The sequence below is a fragment of the Anaerococcus sp. C0059F3 genome, from assembly GCF_056590475.1.
In genome coordinates this window covers 16,824-33,868 of sequence record NZ_JBWPWE010000003.1, presented here as the reverse complement: position 1 = coordinate 33,868, position 17,045 = coordinate 16,824, and the positions used below count along the sequence as shown (strand labels likewise).

Genomic DNA, 17,045 nt, shown 5'->3' with positions numbered 1-17,045 from the left:
CTAAGCTTTAATTCTTTCGTACAATTCTAAATATTTTTCAGATGACATTTCCCAGTCATTCTTTTGCTTCATAGCATTTTCTATCAAATGTCTATGGACGTCTTTTTTATTCTTATATACTTCAACGGCATTTTTAGCTGCAAATAAAAGTTCGTGTGCATTTATATTTGCAAATGAATAGCCCGTACCCTCTCCGGTATATTCATTATAAGGAATTACAGTATCTTTTAGACCTCCAGCTTCCCTTACAATTGGCAGAGATCCATAGCGCATGGCTATAAGTTGGCTTATACCGCATGGTTCTGAAATAGAAGGCATGAGATAAAAATCAGATCCTGCATAGATGTCATGTGATTCTTTATCATTATAATATATCCTTGCAGCTACCTTTTCTGGATACTTCCATTCAAAGTATTTAAACATTTCTTCATAGGTATAGTCGCCTGTGCCTAGAACAACTAATTGAATATCCTCTTGTAAAAGTTCTTCTAGGATATATCTAACAAGATCCATACCCTTCATTTCATTAAGCCTTGAAACTATACCAAATACAGGAACATCATCTCTTTCTGGAAGGTTATAAAGTTTTTGTAATTCTTTTTTATTTACATACTTATCATCAATGGAGTCTAAGTCGTAATTTTTAGCTAAATTTTTATCAGTTTTTGGATTCCAAACATCATAGTCAATTCCATTTACAATTCCATCTAGCTTGAAATTATATTCTCGAATTACTCCGTCAAGACCCTCGCCATAGAATGGATATTGAATTTCTCTGGCATAATTTTCTGATACTGTATTTACATGAGTTGCGTGAATAATTCCACCCTTCATAAAGTTTATAGCATCAAAATACTTTAAGTCGTTTTCATTGAAATATCTTCCATCAAGTCCGGCTAGAGCCATATAATCAGAGTTGAAAACTCCCTGGTATTTTAAGTTGTGAATAGTAAATAGGGTTCTTATGTCTTCATAAAAACTATCACCCTGACTAAAATCATTTACAAAAACATTGACCATAGCTGTATGCCAGTCATTTGAATGGATTATATCCGGTTTAAAATTAATTTCTTTTGGTAGAAGAGTGCATGCCTTAGAATAATAGATATATCTTTCTGCATCATCATCGTAACCATAGAGACCATCTCTGTCAAAATATTCAAGGTTATCTATAAAATAATAAGTTACTCCATCCCATTCTAACTGATAAACTCCAGCGTATTGGTGTTTCCAATCAAGATCTACGTAAAATTCTGTGACCTTTTCCATTTTTTCACGGAAAGAGCCATCTATTCCCTTATGTAGGGGTAATACAACCCTAATATCAACACCTTTTTTCTTAAGTTCCTTTGGAAGAGCTCCAGCAACATCTGCAAGCCCCCCAGTTTTTATGAATGGTACTGATTCACTTGTTAGAAAAAGTATATTCATTAATAGCTCCTTTGATCTAACGATTCATTCTTTCCTGTAACGAATGGATTTGCCCTATTACCAAATAATCTTACATCGTGGCCTATTTCTGTACCCTTATCAGTGATAACAAAGTTAAGAATAGCGCCGTCACCTATCACAGAATCTTGGAAAATGATAGAGTTTCTTATTATAGCTCCCTTTCCAATTTTTGCGCCCCTAAATATAATAGAATTTTCAACTTCTCCTTCAATAATTCCACCGTTAGCTATGAGCGAATTTTTAACATTGGCATTTTTGGTATAAGAAGTTGATGGTTCATCTTTTGATTTTGTATATACTAAACCATCTTTATAGAATAGGTCATCAAAAATATCCTCGTCAAGAAGTCTCATATTAACTTCATAGAATGAATTTACGTTTTTGATTATTTCAAATTCCTTTTCTTGCCTATAGAAATCTATATTCAATTTACCTGGGTAAGCAAAAAGTGCTGATAGCATAGTATTAGATACATTAGCCTGCATAGCATGTCTTAAAACCTTTAGGAAAGCTTCTTTTTTCATTAGTAAGGAGCCTAGGAATAAGTCAACTGTATCTGTAATTCCAAGGTTAATGCCAACACCTGTTGGTTTTCCTGAATCATCAGAATTAATAATGGATTGGTTTAAATATTCTCCATCCTTATCTACAGTCTTATTTGATAAGATTAAACAATCAATGTCTTCTTCTTTCATTTTTTCCATAGCGTCACCAATATCTTCTTTTATGATATACATTGGGTTTTTGATATAAACATATTCAAAATCATGCTCTTGGAAATATACTATTGTATCATAGTAAGTCTCAACTTCACTTCTTGGTCCTTTGCTAGCTAGACCAACTGGGTTTATCATGAGACCACCATTTCTCCTATTTAATTCCCAGCTTTTACCATTTCCAACGTGATCAAGAGTAGAACGCAATTTGCTACCCGCATACAAGATAACCCTATTTATATCATAATTCGCAAGATTTGACAAGGCGAAATCTATAATTCTATATCTGCCACCAAATGGCAACATATAATCTGGTCTAAATTTACATAAAGGACCATAATTTGATTCATTAAAGTCAGGACTATATACTAAAGCAACAATTCTTTCCATCCTATTCCTCCTCTATCCCTTCATTGCTGACAAGATAAACTTTTTCGTCATTTTCTTTGCCTATATCTTCGGTTAATTCCATATTTTCTGCAACTACGGCATTATAAATCTTAACTCCAGATTTTACTTTTACTCCATTTAATAAGACTGAATTATAAACTTCAGCTCCTTCTTCTATTTCGACTTCTGAAAAAAGAACAGAATGATTAACCTTACCATTTATAACACAAGCCTCATTTACAAGAGTATCAGTAAGCTCAGCTTTCTTGCCTAGTCTATGTGGAGGTAGATTAAGAGATTTAGTATATATTCTCCAGTTATCATCATAAATTCGAAGTTCATTATCAGGATCGATAAGATCAAGGTTTGCCTGCCAGAAACTTCTAACTGTTCCTACATCCTTCCAATAACCATCAAATTTATAAACATAAAGTGGTGAGCCTTGGTTTAGCATTTTTGGTATAATATCATGACCAAAGTCATTTGTAGATTCTTTATTTTCATAATCTTCAATTAATTCTTTTCTTAAAACTTTCCAATTGAAAATATAAATACCCATTGAAGCTAGGTTTGATTTTGGATTTTCAGGCTTTTCTTCGAATTCAACAATTTTTCCATCTTCATCAGTATTCATGATACCAAAACGGCTAGCCTCTTCCCAATCTACTTCCATAACAGCGATTGTACAGTCAGCTCCTTTTTGCTTATGTACATCTAAAAGTTCTCTGTAATCCATCTTATAAATATGATCGCCTGATAAAATTAAAACGTACTCTGGATTAACCTCGTCTAAATAATTGATATTTTCATATATAGCAGAAGCAGTACCTTCAAACCACCTACCACCTTCTTCAGTATAGTATGGTGTAAGAATTCTTAAGCCACCAAAATTCCTATCATAATCCCAGGCAGTGCCTATACCAAGGTGTTCATTTAATAGTTGTGGTTTATATTGAGTCAAGACACCTATATCTTTAATTTCACTATTTGTAGAGTTACTAAGGGCGAAATCTATAATACGATATTTCCCCCCAAAAGGAACTACCGGTTTTGCCATTTCTCTTGTCAATGCTTTAAGTCTTGAACCTTGTCCACCTGCTAAAAGCATTGCTGCAGTATTGTTTGCGTTTCTCATAAGCCCTCCTGTTTTATGAATTATATTTGTCTTCATATATATACCCAAATATGGAAATTATATTCTAGAAAACCTTTTCTTTTTTATATTTTATCATATATTTAACTCTTTTGACAAGCCTTATTATATAAGTATAATTACCCTATATGGGGATGCCATGGTTTCGACGTGATTGAAGAGGCTTTGGCTGCAGGCCGTATATCAAAACGTAAATTGATAATTAAATATAAACGCAAACGAAAATAGCGAAGCAAACTTCGCACTAGCTGCCTAGTAATAGGTCCAGCAATGAATATTAAGCCCGTCGCAGACTTAATATTTGTTTTATAATTACGCGACAACCGATATATCAAAGCTTTGAGCTATATCGAGTATTATGAAGCTAGCATAAAAACTTTTTGTAAGTTTTTTATTTTCTATGCGAAACTTTAAAACTTAATAAGCTTGTAGATGCCTTTGGTGACGCTTTCACGGACAAGGGTTCGACTCCCTTCATCTCCACCAAACACCTTGTAAACGTTGATTATTCAGCGTTTATTTTTTTAAGTACATATCTACTACCATTAATATATATTTGCCAATAATTTTCATTTAAAAATCGTATAAATTTCCACATAAAAAACTCCCAAAAGGGAGTTTTTAGTTCTTATAATATAGATCATCCGTTGGTCTTTTTCCGCCGAATATATTTTTATCTAAATTTTCTAATTTGTCCATATAAATTTCAAATACCCCTGCCATAGTATCTGAATCTATGAAGGTATTTTCCATTGATTTATAAATTTTTATAGCCTCTTCATTTGTTATATCGTAATTATTTATAATACCTTGTGACAAAACAGTTTCTTCATTAATTTCTTGTTGGGCTTTTTTAAATTCCACTAAGAACTTATCAAAACTCTCCTTATTATCTTTTAGATAATTCTTATTAACAATTATTACTTCAGACAAAAAGTCACTATCAGAATCGGCTTTTGAGTTTGGTAGCATCGCTATTGCTTTGTTTATGTCAAAAGTGTAATAAGACCTCTTTGCTATTGCTTTGGAATAGTAAGGTTCTGAAAGTATTGCAAGGACATTTTCTGAATTGTCAAGATTTTTAACTAAATCTTTTTGATTGTAATAAAATTCTATGTTTATCCTCATAAGAGTCTTTATAAAACCAAGTCTAGATTCAATTAATTTGTTCATTGACTCATTTAATTCAGGTACCATAATAGTTTTTCTTGCCATATCTTTTGGATTAGTAATTTGTTTATCGCTTATTATATTAATGTTATTAACTAAAGTTATTGCTGCGACTTTAATATTTCCATCAGTTTTATTATATAGATCAACCACCTGGTAAGCAGGAACTATTGCTATATCAAAGTTTAATGACTCAATCTGAGAAAGGTTATTAACCTTCATGTAGTCATAATTTTCATTGCTAGCGCATAGCTTATCCATAATAATATCTGAGGCAAAGGTTGAGGTTTTAACATTAACTTTATTCGTTGTCGGTTTTTCACTCACTTCAATCACGTCTTTTTCGATTTTTCCAACTTTCTTAGACTTATTTTTTTGAATCAAAATGCAACCTGTTAGCAATAAAACAGGAATAATTATTACCAACAATTTTTTTAGCTTATTCACTTACGTCTCTCCTATCTTCCAGAGCTCTTTCTAGGGTGAGTTGGTCAAAATACTCTAGGTGAGAACCTACTGGGATGCCTTGGGCAATTTTTGAAATTTTAATATTTCTTCCCTTTAGAAGATTAGTTATAAATAGAATTGTTGTCTCCCCTTCTATTGTCGAAGCAATGGCGAGGATTATTTCCTTGATATTCTCTTTATCTAATCGGTCTAAAAGCTTATCAATATTTAATTTATCTGGGCTTATATCATCTGATGGCGAAATAAGCCCACCCAAAACATGGTATTTACCCCTATAGGCACCAGATTTTTCGATAGCAATGAGATTTCTTACATCTTCAACAATACAAAGATATTCTTCATCTCTTGTAAAATCTCTACAAATCTTGCAAGTTTCTTCTTCTGTGAGATTGCCACAAATATTGCAGTGGTGAATTCTTTTTTTAACTTCCATTAAAGCTTTTGAAAAATCTTCAACACTCTTTGTATCTTCGTCTACTATGCTCATTGCAAGTCTTTCTGCACTTTTTCTGCCTATAGTAGGTAATTTTTGAAATTGTTCTATTAAATTATTTAATGATTCAGGTAAAATCGCCATTACATTAAACCAGGAATATTAATTCCACCAGTTAGTTTGCCCATATTTTCTTCATTAAACTTATCAGCTTGGCTTGCTGCGTCATTTATTGCAACCATAATTAGATCTTGAAGCATATCAACATCATCAGGATCAACTACATCTGGGTTAATTTTAATAGATGTTACTACTTTTTTACCAGTAACAGTTGCTTCAACAACTCCGCCACCAGCAGAAGATGTAAATTCTTTTTCTTCAAGTTCTTGTTGAGCCTTTTCCATTTCCTCTTGCATCTTCTTTACTTGTTTCATCATATTGTTCATATTTGGCATTCCGCCTCTAAAATTTCTAGCCATATCTTCCTCCTATTTAATAATTAATTCATCATTAAAAATATTTTTTAGCTTATTTATCGTTCCATTTGTTTCGTCATTAGTGTCTGATTTTTCAACTTTTTTATTCTCACCAGTCACTAATGAAAAATTTATATCTTTTTTTAGGATACTTGAAAGTTTTTCGCTTATTTCATCTACTTTTGTTTCAATAAATATCCTATAAAATTCATCTTTAATTATAAGTGTAAAATCATCTTCAGTTAACTTATAGTTAAATCCTTCATCCTTAAAAAGTGTATTTAACATGGTTCCAGAAGTTGAAACCACCATATCCCTTATAGAGTGAACTGTTTTTGGATCAAGTATAGTAGGCTCAGGAATATTATCCTTATTATCTATAATTTCATCTACAATAGGTTGATCCAACTCTTCATTTGGAATAAATTCTTCAGAATTATCTTCGATAGAATTTTCAATTTCTATTTCTTTTTTTATAGGTAATTGTTTTTGAGAATTCAAAATTGGTGTAAAATTATCCAATCTATTATCAATTATCCTATTAATAGTATCAACTATATCAGACTGACCTAATCTTTCAAGTTTTTCAACCCTAGATATTAGGCTATTCATATCTACAGTATCAATTAGCCTTAGGACCAAGACTTCGCTTAAAATATCAGTATTAGATGAGGAATTTATTTTTATAAAGTAATCATTTAATACATCAAGACTTGTAATAATTCTTTCAAGACTAATATCTTCAATTTTTTCTTTAAGCAAATCAAGTCTTTCCTTATTTTCAAAACTTGTATCATCCCCACTTACCTTTAAAACCATTAGGTCCCTATAAAAATTGATAAGTGAATCGACGATATCTAAGTTTGACTTACCATCATCTCTTATTGCTACTAGGTCTTTTAAACTTTCTCTTTGATCTTTTGCAATTATGCTGGTTACAAGTTTGTTGATTTTCTCAAAATCGACTGAACCTAGGATAAACTCAACATCCTTTAGGAAATATTCTTCCTTATCAAAGGATAAGACTTGATCTAAGATGCTTAAAGCATCTCTCATAGCCCCCTTAGCCTTTCTTATAATAAGGTCAATTGCCTCGTTTTCCATTTTTACATTTTGGTCATTAAGGATTATATTTATCTGTTCTCTGATTTTAGATGAGTCAATTTTGTTAAATTCAAATTTTTGAACCCTTGATAGAATTGTTTTAGGAATTTTGTCAATTTCTGTAGTAGCAAGTATAAATACCAAATGTTTTGGTGGCTCTTCCATGATTTTTAATAGAGCATTAAAGGCTTCCCTGGTAATCATATGTGCCTCGTCTATTATGTAGACCTTGTATTTTAGGTTTGCTGGAGGATATATCACATTATCCCTAAGATTTCTAATATCGTCTATACGTCTATTACTAGCCGCATCCATTTCCACTACATCAAGACTAGTTTCTTCTTCTATTGCCCTACAATTTTCGCATTCTAGACAGGGTGAACCATCTTGTGGATTAAGACAGTTAATTGCCTTGGCGAAAATCTTAGCTGCTGAAGTTTTACCACAACCTCTCTCTCCAGCAAATAGATAAGCGTGAGAAAAATTCTTATTTTTTATTTGATTTTTTAATACATTAACGACCTTATCTTGACCAAGAACTTGATCAAAAACCTTTGGTCGGTATTGTCTATATAAAGCTTTTGCCATAGCCTTCCTTTCTACCTACTAATTATACCACATTTTAAGATATATTTTGATTTTTTTATTTTGCAATGATATCAAATAAAGGTATAGTAAGTTATTGTAGCATGGAGAGCTGTCCGAGCGGTTGAAGGAGCACGATTGGAAATCGTGTATACAGTTTTCATGTATCATGGGTTCAAATCCCATGCTCTCCGCCACGCACTAGACAGGGAACTAGCGGTGCCTTGTAACCTGCAATCCGCTATAGCAGGGTTTAAGTCCCAATGGAGGGCTCTTAGCGAAATAAAAGACTAAAATAACTAGTGTTGATTGATAGATCTTACGCAACATAAGACTGTGAACCATGTCAGGAGGGGAACCTAGCAGCATTAAGCAGACACTTATGTGTGCCGTAAGGCAACCTACCATGAGCTAGGGATTCTAGCCCCTATATTATGCTAATTGTTCGATATTGGGTGTGCTTACATATGACTCCAAGTTAATCTTGGAGTTTTTTTATGCTCAAAATTAGTTTTATGTTATAATATAATTAGATAAAATTATAGGAGCTAAAATTGATTGGAGAAAAATTTACCAAACTTTTTAATAAACCAACTGCTAACCTAATGGTACCATCTAGCCAGGTTGCCGTAGTTAATGAGAATGACTCTTTACTTCACGCAAGCTTGGTCTTATCTAGTTCTGGATATCAAATTATACCTGTAGTTGATGATAATAATTGCATTAGAGGTCTTATTTCTATTCCTTTGATTGTAAGAAGTTTTGATGACCTGTCTCTTTTTAATGAAGACAAGCTTGCGGCTCATAAGGTAAAAGAAGCTATGAACCAAGTAGTACCTATTCTTTTTGATAATTACGAGCTTGAAGATGTAATCTCTTTATTAATTGACAATAACTTTGTTTGTGTGGCTTTAAAAAACGGATATTTTTTAGGAATCATACCTAGGAAAGTTGTCTTAGAAAGATTCACACAAGTGGCCCACAATATTGAAAAAGAATATGATTTAATAGAAAAATAACAAGGACTTATATCCTTGTTATTTTTACGTTTATTTTTCAATTTTAAAGATTGCTGACCCAAAGGCTTCGATTCTTATTTCTTCACCCTTATTTAGCTTTCCATTAATATTACCGCTTCCTCCAAATTTTAAATCGTTAGAATTTATTATTTCATTAAGCTTATAAGAGCTTATAATTTCGTACCCAATATCTGTGAAGTTTACAATTATTAGATAACTTTCATTTTTAAAAGATCTTTCATAGGCATAAATGCTATATCCATCGACATCAAAAATCTTAATTTCAGAATCATCTTCATTTAAAGGCTTTGTAGACAAGAAAATCCTTGCTAAGTCTTTATAATATTCATTGAAGTTTTTATTTACTATTTCTCCCGCATTAAATTCATCATAAATAGAAAATGTTCTCATATCTGCAAGCTCATCTCCCATGAAGATTAACTTTGAAGATTTTAATGTCATTAAAAATGTGAATAGGGTCTTGAGTTGGTCAATTTTCTTATCTTCTGAGTACATTTTCATAGCAAGATTCGCTTCATTTAAGAAACTGTCCACATATGAAAAACCAAATGCCTTATTAGAAGATCCATTTTGTATTAAATTTCTAATATATGACTGATATCCAGCTCTTTCCATTGGAATTTTTTGGAAAACTTCAACTATTTTTCTAAACTCACTATCAAAGATTAAATCAAAACCTAAGTTAAATTCTTCGTAAACTCCATTATAGCCAGCTATTGAATATCCCTTGTTAGTCTTAATCAAAGCATTGATTTCCCTAATTAGTTCAAGCCAAAATTCGTTGACTCCCCTATTCCTATCTCCCTGCCAATAAACCATATTTTCGGCAGCTGGGAAATATAAGCCATCAATCCTTAATTCTTTTTGATAATAATTAACTAGCGATAATAAGTAAGACTTAACTAAGTTTTTATCAGGGTCAAAATTCATAGACCCATAATAGTTATATTTAATATTATCATAGTCATAATTATATAGGTTAGTTCCGTCAAACCTATCTAAGTATAGAAAATCTGGGTCAAATTCAGCAATATCTAACTCTACTATAACTCCTATTTTTTCTTTGTGAAGTAAATCTACAAAATATTTAAAATCATCAAGATTTCCATATCTTTCAGAAAAGGCAAATAGACCAATCGAAGAAAATCCCATTTGTTTATAGTTTTTATATTCACTTATTGGCATAATTTGAACATGGGAAAAATTATTATTTTTTATATGACCTACTAAGTCTTCATATACTTTTTTCTTATCATCTTTTCCTCTAAAAATCGAGCCTAGATGAACTTGGTATATATTTTTTGGCTTAGTAGGAACTTTTTTATACTTATATTTATAAGAAAAATTTTCAATTACCGATACTTCTTCATTTAAACAAATTTTTTTAGAATATGGATCTAATTTTTTATAAACATTACCATTCTCATCTTCAATAAAATATTGGTAGCGGTCTTTCTCACTACATTCATCTATAGTTACTGAAAATACTCCAGTAGGATATTTTCTTAGGGTTATTTTCTCCCAATTGTTAAAATCACCTGCTAGGTAAACATTTTTAGCATTTGGTGCGAGAAGTCTAAAAATATAATCTTTTCCTTTTCTATTATGAGCACCGAAAAATTCGTATCCTTCGGCAGATTTCCCATTTATATAATCTCTAGTGTTCATTTATAAACCTTTCCTTATCTTTGTTCGTAATCCTCATATCCCCTAATCATAGCCCTGGTAACTTCAATCATCATCCAGTCTACCTTCTTCGACCAATCAGGATCAGTTGCATACAGTTTACCAATTCCATTTGTAGACACACCATTATAAAACTTACCTTCTTCATTAAGGTATTCATTATTTAAATGTTTAGCGACCGTAAAAATAGATGCTCTTTCATCTTTAAAGTCTGTAGCTAAATTATATGGGTCATGGTCAACTGCGTTAAAGCCAAATAAATTTTTCTTTTTTAAGAAAAGTTCGCTGGTACCATTACCTGTCTCATGCTTAGCCATAGCCATAAGTAGGATTGGATTGACACCTTCTTCTTCGCTGGCATCTTTAAAGTCTTTTTCAAGCCCTAAAAGGTTTGTGCCAGAAAGACCCCATCCTAATTCCTCTCTAGAAAACTGAGTAGGATTTAGAGGGTAAAAATCACTTTTATTTGATATTTTTGTTGAACCTTTTTCTATAAAATCATCTAGGTCTTTTTTTAATTTTTCAAACCTTATATCTCTCATATCTTTTAAATTCATTGCTTCTTCAGATATTTGTTTAAGGCCTAGGATTAGGGCTTCTTTTCTATTAATCTTAGGCTCATTTGCAAAAGCTTTATCTGCAAATCCAAAAAAAGGCAAAATTAAAAGCATTAAGAATATAAAATTACTAATAAAACTTTTTTTATACACATAAGTCTCCTTATATATAAAATATATATTAATAAAATTATATGCTTAATGCTCTATTTATCAAGCTTTCATTTTTCTTGAACCAGGCTTAACGGCTGGTATATCTTTTAAATGATCTGGTAGATCATCAGGATCCCAAGCATTTACCTCAATTTTTGTTGCTGAGATAAGTGGTAGGCCATTTATTTCGTCCTTGTGCGACCTATTTACAATTGAAGTTAGGGCAAGGACTTCGCCACCGTGGTCTCTTATAACGTCAACTGTCTCAAAAGAAGACTTACCAGTTGTAACAACATCTTCTACGATTATTACTTTTTGACCTTCCTTAATTTCAAAACCACGTCTTAGAGTCATTTCGTTGTTTTCTCTTTCTGTAAAGATTGCATCTACACCAAGAGCTCTAGCAACTTCGTAGGCTATTATAATGCCGCCCATGGCAGGGCCAACACATAAGTCTACCTTAATACCCGCTTCCTTTATTTTTGCCGCAATTATTTTTGCAACTTCTTCGCAGTATCTAGGATTTTGAATTAATTTTGCACATTGTACATACTTATCAGAGTGTTTACCACTTGAAAGAATAAAGTGACCTTCAAGTAGGGCGTGAGATTCTTTTAATAATTCTATTGTTTTTTCCATTTTTTCTCCTATAAAATTCCAACTATATCATTAATGTCACTGATATTATTATCAGCACAATATTTTTCTAGATTATCAATTATTTCAATCATTGTATCGAGTTTTGAAAAGTTTGCTGTACCAACTTGGATTGCCGAAGCTCCCACCATCATAAATTCAAGACAGTCTTCAACATCCATAATACCACCCATCGCGATAATTGGTATATCAACAGCTTGGGCAACTTCATATGTCATCCTAAGAGCTATTGGCTTAATTGCAGGTCCTGAAAGACCAGCAGTTTTATTGTTAAAAACAAATTTTTTTCTTTTTATATCTACTGCCATGGCATTAAAGGTATTAACAAGAGATATTGCATCAGCCCCACAATCTTGAGCAATTTTTGCAAATTCACCGATATGGGTCACATTGGGTGAAAGTTTTACAATTAGAGGATGCTTAGTTTCCTTTCTAACAAGACTAATGACTTCTCTAGCTTTTTGAGGATCTGTGCCAAAAGCCATGCCGCCTTCTTTAAGGTTTGGACATGAAATATTTAACTCAATCATATCAATGTCAGCCTTATCAAGCTTAGCAGCACCAATCCTATAATCGTCATAAGAATGGCCACCAAGGTTTGCTATAACAACTGTGTCATACTTTCTCATGAAAACTAGTTCATTATCTATAAAGTGGTCAACACCTGGATTCTGAAGGCCAATTGAATTCATTATTCCTGCTGGAGTTTCATAAATTCTAATTCCAGGATTTCCTGGATTTTTCCTTAAAGTTAGACCCTTGGAAGAAATCCCACCAAGTTTATTAAGGTCTATGTAGTTTTTGTATTCTTCTCCAAAACCAAAGGTTCCACTTGCTGCAATTACTGGATTTTTAAATTCAACGCCCGCTATATTCACTTTTAAGCTCATTAAAATATCCTTTCTGCATCAAAAACTGGACCATCATTACAAACTCTAATAAAGTCACCATTTTTATCTTCAACTGTGCATCCTAGACAAGCACCTATCCCACAACCCATATGGGCTTCCATTGATACTTGGATTTTGGCCATAGTATTTTTCTCACAGAGAGCTTTTAACATAGGATTTGGACCGCAAGCGTAGATGAGGTCATAATCATCTGGGTTTAATTTATCAAGAATAAATAACCCTTCATCTCTTTCAGAACTTGTTACAACCTTATTTACATAAGGTTTAAATTCATCTACAAAATAAGGATCAGCCGCAAATCCACCATAGAAATCAGCCTTTGTTTCTAAGTTTTTAACGAGTTCTAATAATGGTGCTATGCCAATTCCTCCGGCAACTATGGCAATCTTTTTATCATCAGTTTTTACAAAGCCATTGCCAAGGGGACCTAAGACTGACACTCCGTCACCTTCTTTAAGTTCTGCTAATAGCTTTGTGCCCTTTCCTACAACTTGAACTAAGAATATCAGCCTATCTTCTCTTTGGTCACATACTCCAAAAGGTCTGGCTAGGATTGGGTCTTGCCTAAATGAATCCGCCCTTAGCATAAAAAACTGTCCAGGTTTAGCCTTTAAGTTTATATCTATAGAAATTTTTAAAATACCTGGTGCAATTTCAATCTTTTCTAAAACTTTACATGGTCTATAGGCTTGCATTTTTAGCTATTTCCTTGTAAGTTTCAATAGTTTTTTCTCTTGCATATTTACCAACATTTGATGCCCCATCTTCAAAATTCATCCAATTTTTAAGGATGGCTCTAGATGAGTTTACAACGCCTGCATTTAGATTATTCATTAAATTATAAACATTTGAACTATCAGCTGCTTGGGCACCAAAACCAGGAATTAAGAAAAACATCTTTTCATATCTTTTTCTAATTTTTTCGACTTCTTCGCTGTGAGTTGCACCTACAACAAGTCCAACAGGACCGAATCCAGATTCACCAATGTAATTATCATTTAACTCTTTTAGCTTATCACCAATTGTGTAGAAAAGTTCTTCGCCATTTGTTTCTAAAACTTCAAAGTCATTAGCTCCTGGGTTTGAGGTTCTTAGAAGAACAAATACACCTTTCTGGCCAGACTCTAAATATGGTAGGTATGGAGAAATTGAATCCATTCCCATATATGGGTTTAGGGTAATAAAGTCAACTTCAAAGTCTCCTTCAAAGTGGGCTTTTGCATACATTGTTGCGGAAGCTGCTATGTCAGACCTCTTAACATCCCCTATAGTAAGTAAATCTTGGCTTCTAAGATAGTCTAAAGTATTTTTATAAGCAAGCATTCCTTCAAGTCCATAAGATTCATAGTAGGCAATTTGGAGCTTGTAAATAGCGCAAACATCTTTAGTTGCATCAATAATTTCCTTGTTGTAGTCAAAAAGTGCTTGGTGGATATCCTTGCCTTCCTTCATAGATTCAGGAATATAATCCATAGATGTATCAAGACCTACACAAACAAAGCCTAATTTTTCGACCCTTTCATATAATTTATCTATTATTTTCATATTTCAATACTCCTTTTCTATAAACTCTTTCAATCGAACCACTAAGTGTCTTTCCTATCATTAGGGAATTTTTTGACTTAGAAAGAATATCTTCTTCTCTGTAAACAAAAGACTTATCAAGATCAACTAAAGTAAAATCAGCAAGATAACCTGGTTCTAATTTACCCTTTTTAATTTTTAATATTTCTGAAGGCCTGGTAGACATTATCCTAACTAAGTCATTTAAAGATATAAGTCCTGACTTAACCAATACTTCATAGCAAGTAGAAAAAGCTGTCTCAATGCCTATGAAGCCTGGGGCATTTTGTTTTTTCTCTTGAGCTGAGTGAGGAGCGTGGTCTGTTGAAATGGCATCAACATAACCTTCTTTAATCATTTTAAGTAAAAACTGCCTATCTTCTTCCCTTCTAATAGGAGGGTTAACTCTCATTTCATCCCTAGTTTTATCAGAAAAATATAAGTGGTGAGGAGTAACTTCACAAGTTATCTTTGCTCCAAGATCTTTAAAGTATTTAATAGCAGTCATGGCCCCTTTGGTAGAAACGTGAGAAAAATGAACTGGCATATCTAGCTTATAGGCATAATAGCAATCCCTTAAAGTCATAGCGTCTTCTGCGACTTCATAATCTATTGCAGAAACTTTTGCAACTTCCTCGTGAAGAGTCATATTTATTCCTAGCTCTTTAGCCTTTCTCATAGCCATATACATTACAGCTCCATCATCAACTCCATGACCGTCATCTGAAATAAATTTTACAGACTCTGGTAAGCTATCAAGGTGATCTAAGCTTTTGCCATCAAAGTTTTTTGTAATTGTATAAACTTGATCAATACAAATTAAATCAAGGTCTTTTCCCCTTTTCATAATATCTTCATAAACTTCAGGGCTTGATACGGTTGGCTTGGTATTCCCCATCAAAAGAACGTTTGTAAAACCTCCTTTAAGGGCAGCGTGAGAACCAGTTTCCAAGTCTTCCTTATATGTGAAACCTGGATCCCTAAAGTGGACATGAAGATCTGTAAAAGAAGGAAGAAGGGCGAGATTATTACAATCTACAATCTCATCTGCTTCTTCTTTTGGGAATTTTTCTACAATAATTCCGTCTTCAACATAAAGGTCATTTTTAGAAATTTTTACGTCATCAAAGCCGTAAAAGTTGGTAAAAATTTGCTTCATTTTATTCTTCCACGTCGTAAATGTGGCCACAGTAAGCACACTTATATGTTTTTTCTTCTTTATTTATCAAAATAAATTCGCTTTGAACTTCTCTCTCACTTGTTGATACGCACTTTGGATTTTGACATGTTAGAATATCAACTGCCTTTTCTGGAAGTTCTAGTTGGAGTTTTTTAACTACCTTTTCATTTTCTATAATATTTACAGTTGCAGTTGGATCGATGATTGAAACTGCATCTAAGTTTATTTGGATATTATTAGCAATTTTTAGGATATCTTTTTTGCCAAATCTTGTAGAAGAAGCATTTAAGATTATAGCAACTTCATTTTTCAAATCTTTTAGGTCTAAAAGATTATATATTTGCATGCCTAAACCAGCCCTAATGTGGTCTATTACTATTCCGTCTTTAATACTTGTAATCTCAATCATTGTTTGCCTCCAATAATTTCATAATAAGTGCCATTCTTACATACATACCAAATTTTGCTTGTTTAAAATAAACTGCTCTTGGGTCACTATCGACTTCTTTTGCTATTTCGTTAACTCTAGGAAGTGGGTGTAATACTATCATATCTTCCCTAGCCCTGTCCATTTTTTCCTTATCTAAAAGATATGAGTCTTTTAGTCTTGTGTATTGGGCATCAGAGTAAAATCTTTCTCTTTGAATCCTTGTCATATAAAGAATGTCAATCTTATCCATTACTTCATCAAGACTTCTTACTTCTTCATACTCAGAATTTTCATCAAAAACTTCTTCTTTTACATATTGTGGAAGCTTTAATTCTTCTGGAGAAATTAATATGTATTTATTTCCCTCAAAAAGATTTAAAATTTTTATTAAAGAGTGAACTGTTCTACCGTATTTTAGGTCGCCACAAATGCCTATAACATGGTTATCAAAGCTTTCTTTGTAGTTACTAATTGTTAGCATATCTGTAAGAGTTTGAGTTGGGTGTTGGTGACCACCGTCGCCTGCATTAATGATTGGGCAATCAGCTGCAAGGCTTGCAAGATAAGCAGCACCTTCTTGTGGGTGGCGCATGGCAATTATATCAGCATATTGACTTACAGTCTTAACTGTATCTTGTAGGCTTTCACCTTTTTTTGCAGATGACACGCTAGCATCAGAAAATCCAACTACGGATCCTCCCAGTCTTAGCATGGCGGATTCAAATGATAATCTTGTCCTAGTTGAAGGCTCAAAAAAAAGAGTCCCCAATAACTTCCCATCTGCTGAATGAGAAAAATCGGCTGGACTCTTATAAATATCATTTCCTAGTTCGATAATTTCAAGTAAATCTTCTTTTGTCAAATCGTGCGAATTTAATAAATTTTTAATAGAAATCATACTTTCTCCTTAGATTTTTTAAA

At 32.7% G+C, this 17,045-nt stretch carries 17 protein-coding genes, 1 tRNA gene and 2 other RNA genes; 4 read left to right on the top strand and 16 right to left on the bottom strand.

From position 1 onward, the window contains the following. The 3 genes from glgA to AC1EJ5_RS02500 are packed head-to-tail and all read right to left on the bottom strand — an operon-like array spanning window position 1 to window position 3,693. Window positions 1–1,431 (bottom strand): glycogen synthase GlgA, encoded by a 1,431-nt coding sequence (gene glgA / locus AC1EJ5_RS02510; RefSeq protein ID WP_223420287.1) that lies wholly within the window; start codon window positions 1,429–1,431, stop codon window positions 1–3. After that, entirely contained in the window at window positions 1,431–2,558 is a 1,128-nt protein-coding gene (gene glgD, locus AC1EJ5_RS02505; protein WP_308748847.1) for a glucose-1-phosphate adenylyltransferase subunit GlgD, read from the bottom strand. Before glgD ends, glgA begins: the two co-directional genes overlap by 1 nt. Before the next feature lies 1 nt (window position 2,559). Further along, window positions 2,560–3,693, bottom strand: a complete 1,134-nt coding sequence (locus AC1EJ5_RS02500; protein ID WP_223420285.1) for a glucose-1-phosphate adenylyltransferase — start codon at window positions 3,691–3,693, stop codon at window positions 2,560–2,562. Between the two features lie 148 nt (window positions 3,694–3,841). On the opposite strand from AC1EJ5_RS02500, the gene ssrA reads away from it, so the two are divergent. Further along, window positions 3,842–4,197, top strand: a transfer-messenger RNA (tmRNA) gene (gene ssrA / locus AC1EJ5_RS02495). A 135-nt stretch (window positions 4,198–4,332) separates the two neighbouring features. On the opposite strand, the gene AC1EJ5_RS02490 is transcribed toward ssrA, so the two are convergent. From AC1EJ5_RS02490 to dnaX, 4 genes are read right to left on the bottom strand one after another with little or no spacing between them, the layout of a single operon-like run. Continuing rightward, window positions 4,333–5,328, bottom strand: a complete 996-nt coding sequence (locus AC1EJ5_RS02490; RefSeq protein ID WP_308748848.1) for a substrate-binding domain-containing protein — start codon at window positions 5,326–5,328, stop codon at window positions 4,333–4,335. Beyond that, window positions 5,321–5,926 (bottom strand): recombination mediator RecR, encoded by a 606-nt coding sequence (recR, locus tag AC1EJ5_RS02485; protein WP_223420246.1) that lies wholly within the window; start codon window positions 5,924–5,926, stop codon window positions 5,321–5,323. The genes AC1EJ5_RS02490 and recR overlap by 8 nt, the downstream gene beginning before the upstream one ends. After that, window positions 5,926–6,261 carry a YbaB/EbfC family nucleoid-associated protein gene (locus AC1EJ5_RS02480; protein ID WP_223420245.1) on the bottom strand — a complete coding sequence of 112 codons (336 nt, stop codon included), beginning with the start codon at window positions 6,259–6,261 and terminating at the stop codon, window positions 5,926–5,928. The genes recR and AC1EJ5_RS02480 overlap by 1 nt, the downstream gene beginning before the upstream one ends. A gap of 9 nt (window positions 6,262–6,270) precedes the next feature. Then, window positions 6,271–7,950 carry a DNA polymerase III subunit gamma/tau gene (dnaX, locus tag AC1EJ5_RS02475; protein ID WP_348937023.1) on the bottom strand — a complete coding sequence of 560 codons (1,680 nt, stop codon included), beginning with the start codon at window positions 7,948–7,950 and terminating at the stop codon, window positions 6,271–6,273. Window positions 7,951–8,053: 103 nt separating this feature from the next. On the opposite strand from dnaX, the gene AC1EJ5_RS02470 reads away from it, so the two are divergent. The 3 genes from AC1EJ5_RS02470 (at window position 8,054) to cbpB (ending at window position 8,966) form a co-directional block, all read left to right on the top strand. Continuing rightward, window positions 8,054–8,144, top strand: a tRNA-Ser gene (locus AC1EJ5_RS02470). Next, an RNA gene (gene ffs / locus AC1EJ5_RS02465) (signal recognition particle sRNA large type) lies at window positions 8,144–8,410 on the top strand. The genes AC1EJ5_RS02470 and ffs overlap by 1 nt, the downstream gene beginning before the upstream one ends. 91 nt (window positions 8,411–8,501) lie before the next feature. Then, on the top strand, window positions 8,502–8,966 hold the full coding sequence (cbpB, locus tag AC1EJ5_RS02460) for a cyclic-di-AMP-binding protein CbpB (RefSeq protein ID WP_223420243.1): 465 nt from the start codon (window positions 8,502–8,504) through the stop codon (window positions 8,964–8,966). 30 nt (window positions 8,967–8,996) lie between these two features. Here the strand turns inward: cbpB and AC1EJ5_RS02455 are convergent, their stop codons facing one another. The 9 genes from AC1EJ5_RS02455 to pyrB are packed head-to-tail and all read right to left on the bottom strand — an operon-like array spanning window position 8,997 to window position 17,022. Then, window positions 8,997–10,655 carry a glycogen-branching protein gene (locus AC1EJ5_RS02455; RefSeq protein WP_479814358.1) on the bottom strand — a complete coding sequence of 553 codons (1,659 nt, stop codon included), beginning with the start codon at window positions 10,653–10,655 and terminating at the stop codon, window positions 8,997–8,999. 14 nt (window positions 10,656–10,669) lie between these two features. Next, window positions 10,670–11,383 (bottom strand): glucosaminidase domain-containing protein, encoded by a 714-nt coding sequence (locus tag AC1EJ5_RS02450; protein ID WP_348937027.1) that lies wholly within the window; start codon window positions 11,381–11,383, stop codon window positions 10,670–10,672. A 60-nt stretch (window positions 11,384–11,443) separates the two neighbouring features. Further along, window positions 11,444–12,022 carry an orotate phosphoribosyltransferase gene (pyrE, locus tag AC1EJ5_RS02445; protein ID WP_479814356.1) on the bottom strand — a complete coding sequence of 193 codons (579 nt, stop codon included), beginning with the start codon at window positions 12,020–12,022 and terminating at the stop codon, window positions 11,444–11,446. Between the two features lie 8 nt (window positions 12,023–12,030). Next, entirely contained in the window at window positions 12,031–12,930 is a 900-nt protein-coding gene (locus tag AC1EJ5_RS02440) for a dihydroorotate dehydrogenase (RefSeq protein WP_479814354.1), read from the bottom strand. After that, window positions 12,930–13,646, bottom strand: coding sequence for a dihydroorotate dehydrogenase electron transfer subunit (locus AC1EJ5_RS02435; protein WP_479814352.1), 717 nt, complete (start codon window positions 13,644–13,646; stop codon window positions 12,930–12,932). Before AC1EJ5_RS02435 ends, AC1EJ5_RS02440 begins: the two co-directional genes overlap by 1 nt. After that, window positions 13,633–14,496 carry an orotidine-5'-phosphate decarboxylase gene (gene pyrF / locus AC1EJ5_RS02430; RefSeq protein ID WP_479814350.1) on the bottom strand — a complete coding sequence of 288 codons (864 nt, stop codon included), beginning with the start codon at window positions 14,494–14,496 and terminating at the stop codon, window positions 13,633–13,635. The genes AC1EJ5_RS02435 and pyrF overlap by 14 nt, the downstream gene beginning before the upstream one ends. Further along, window positions 14,480–15,673, bottom strand: coding sequence for a dihydroorotase (locus AC1EJ5_RS02425; protein ID WP_223420236.1), 1,194 nt, complete (start codon window positions 15,671–15,673; stop codon window positions 14,480–14,482). The genes pyrF and AC1EJ5_RS02425 overlap by 17 nt, the downstream gene beginning before the upstream one ends. Before the next feature lies 1 nt (window position 15,674). Beyond that, complete coding sequence (locus AC1EJ5_RS02420; protein WP_223420235.1) at window positions 15,675–16,103, bottom strand: aspartate carbamoyltransferase regulatory subunit; 429 nt, start codon at window positions 16,101–16,103, stop codon at window positions 15,675–15,677. After that, window positions 16,096–17,022 carry an aspartate carbamoyltransferase gene (pyrB, locus tag AC1EJ5_RS02415; RefSeq protein ID WP_223420234.1) on the bottom strand — a complete coding sequence of 309 codons (927 nt, stop codon included), beginning with the start codon at window positions 17,020–17,022 and terminating at the stop codon, window positions 16,096–16,098. Before pyrB ends, AC1EJ5_RS02420 begins: the two co-directional genes overlap by 8 nt. Between the last annotated feature and the right edge of the window lie 23 nt (window positions 17,023–17,045).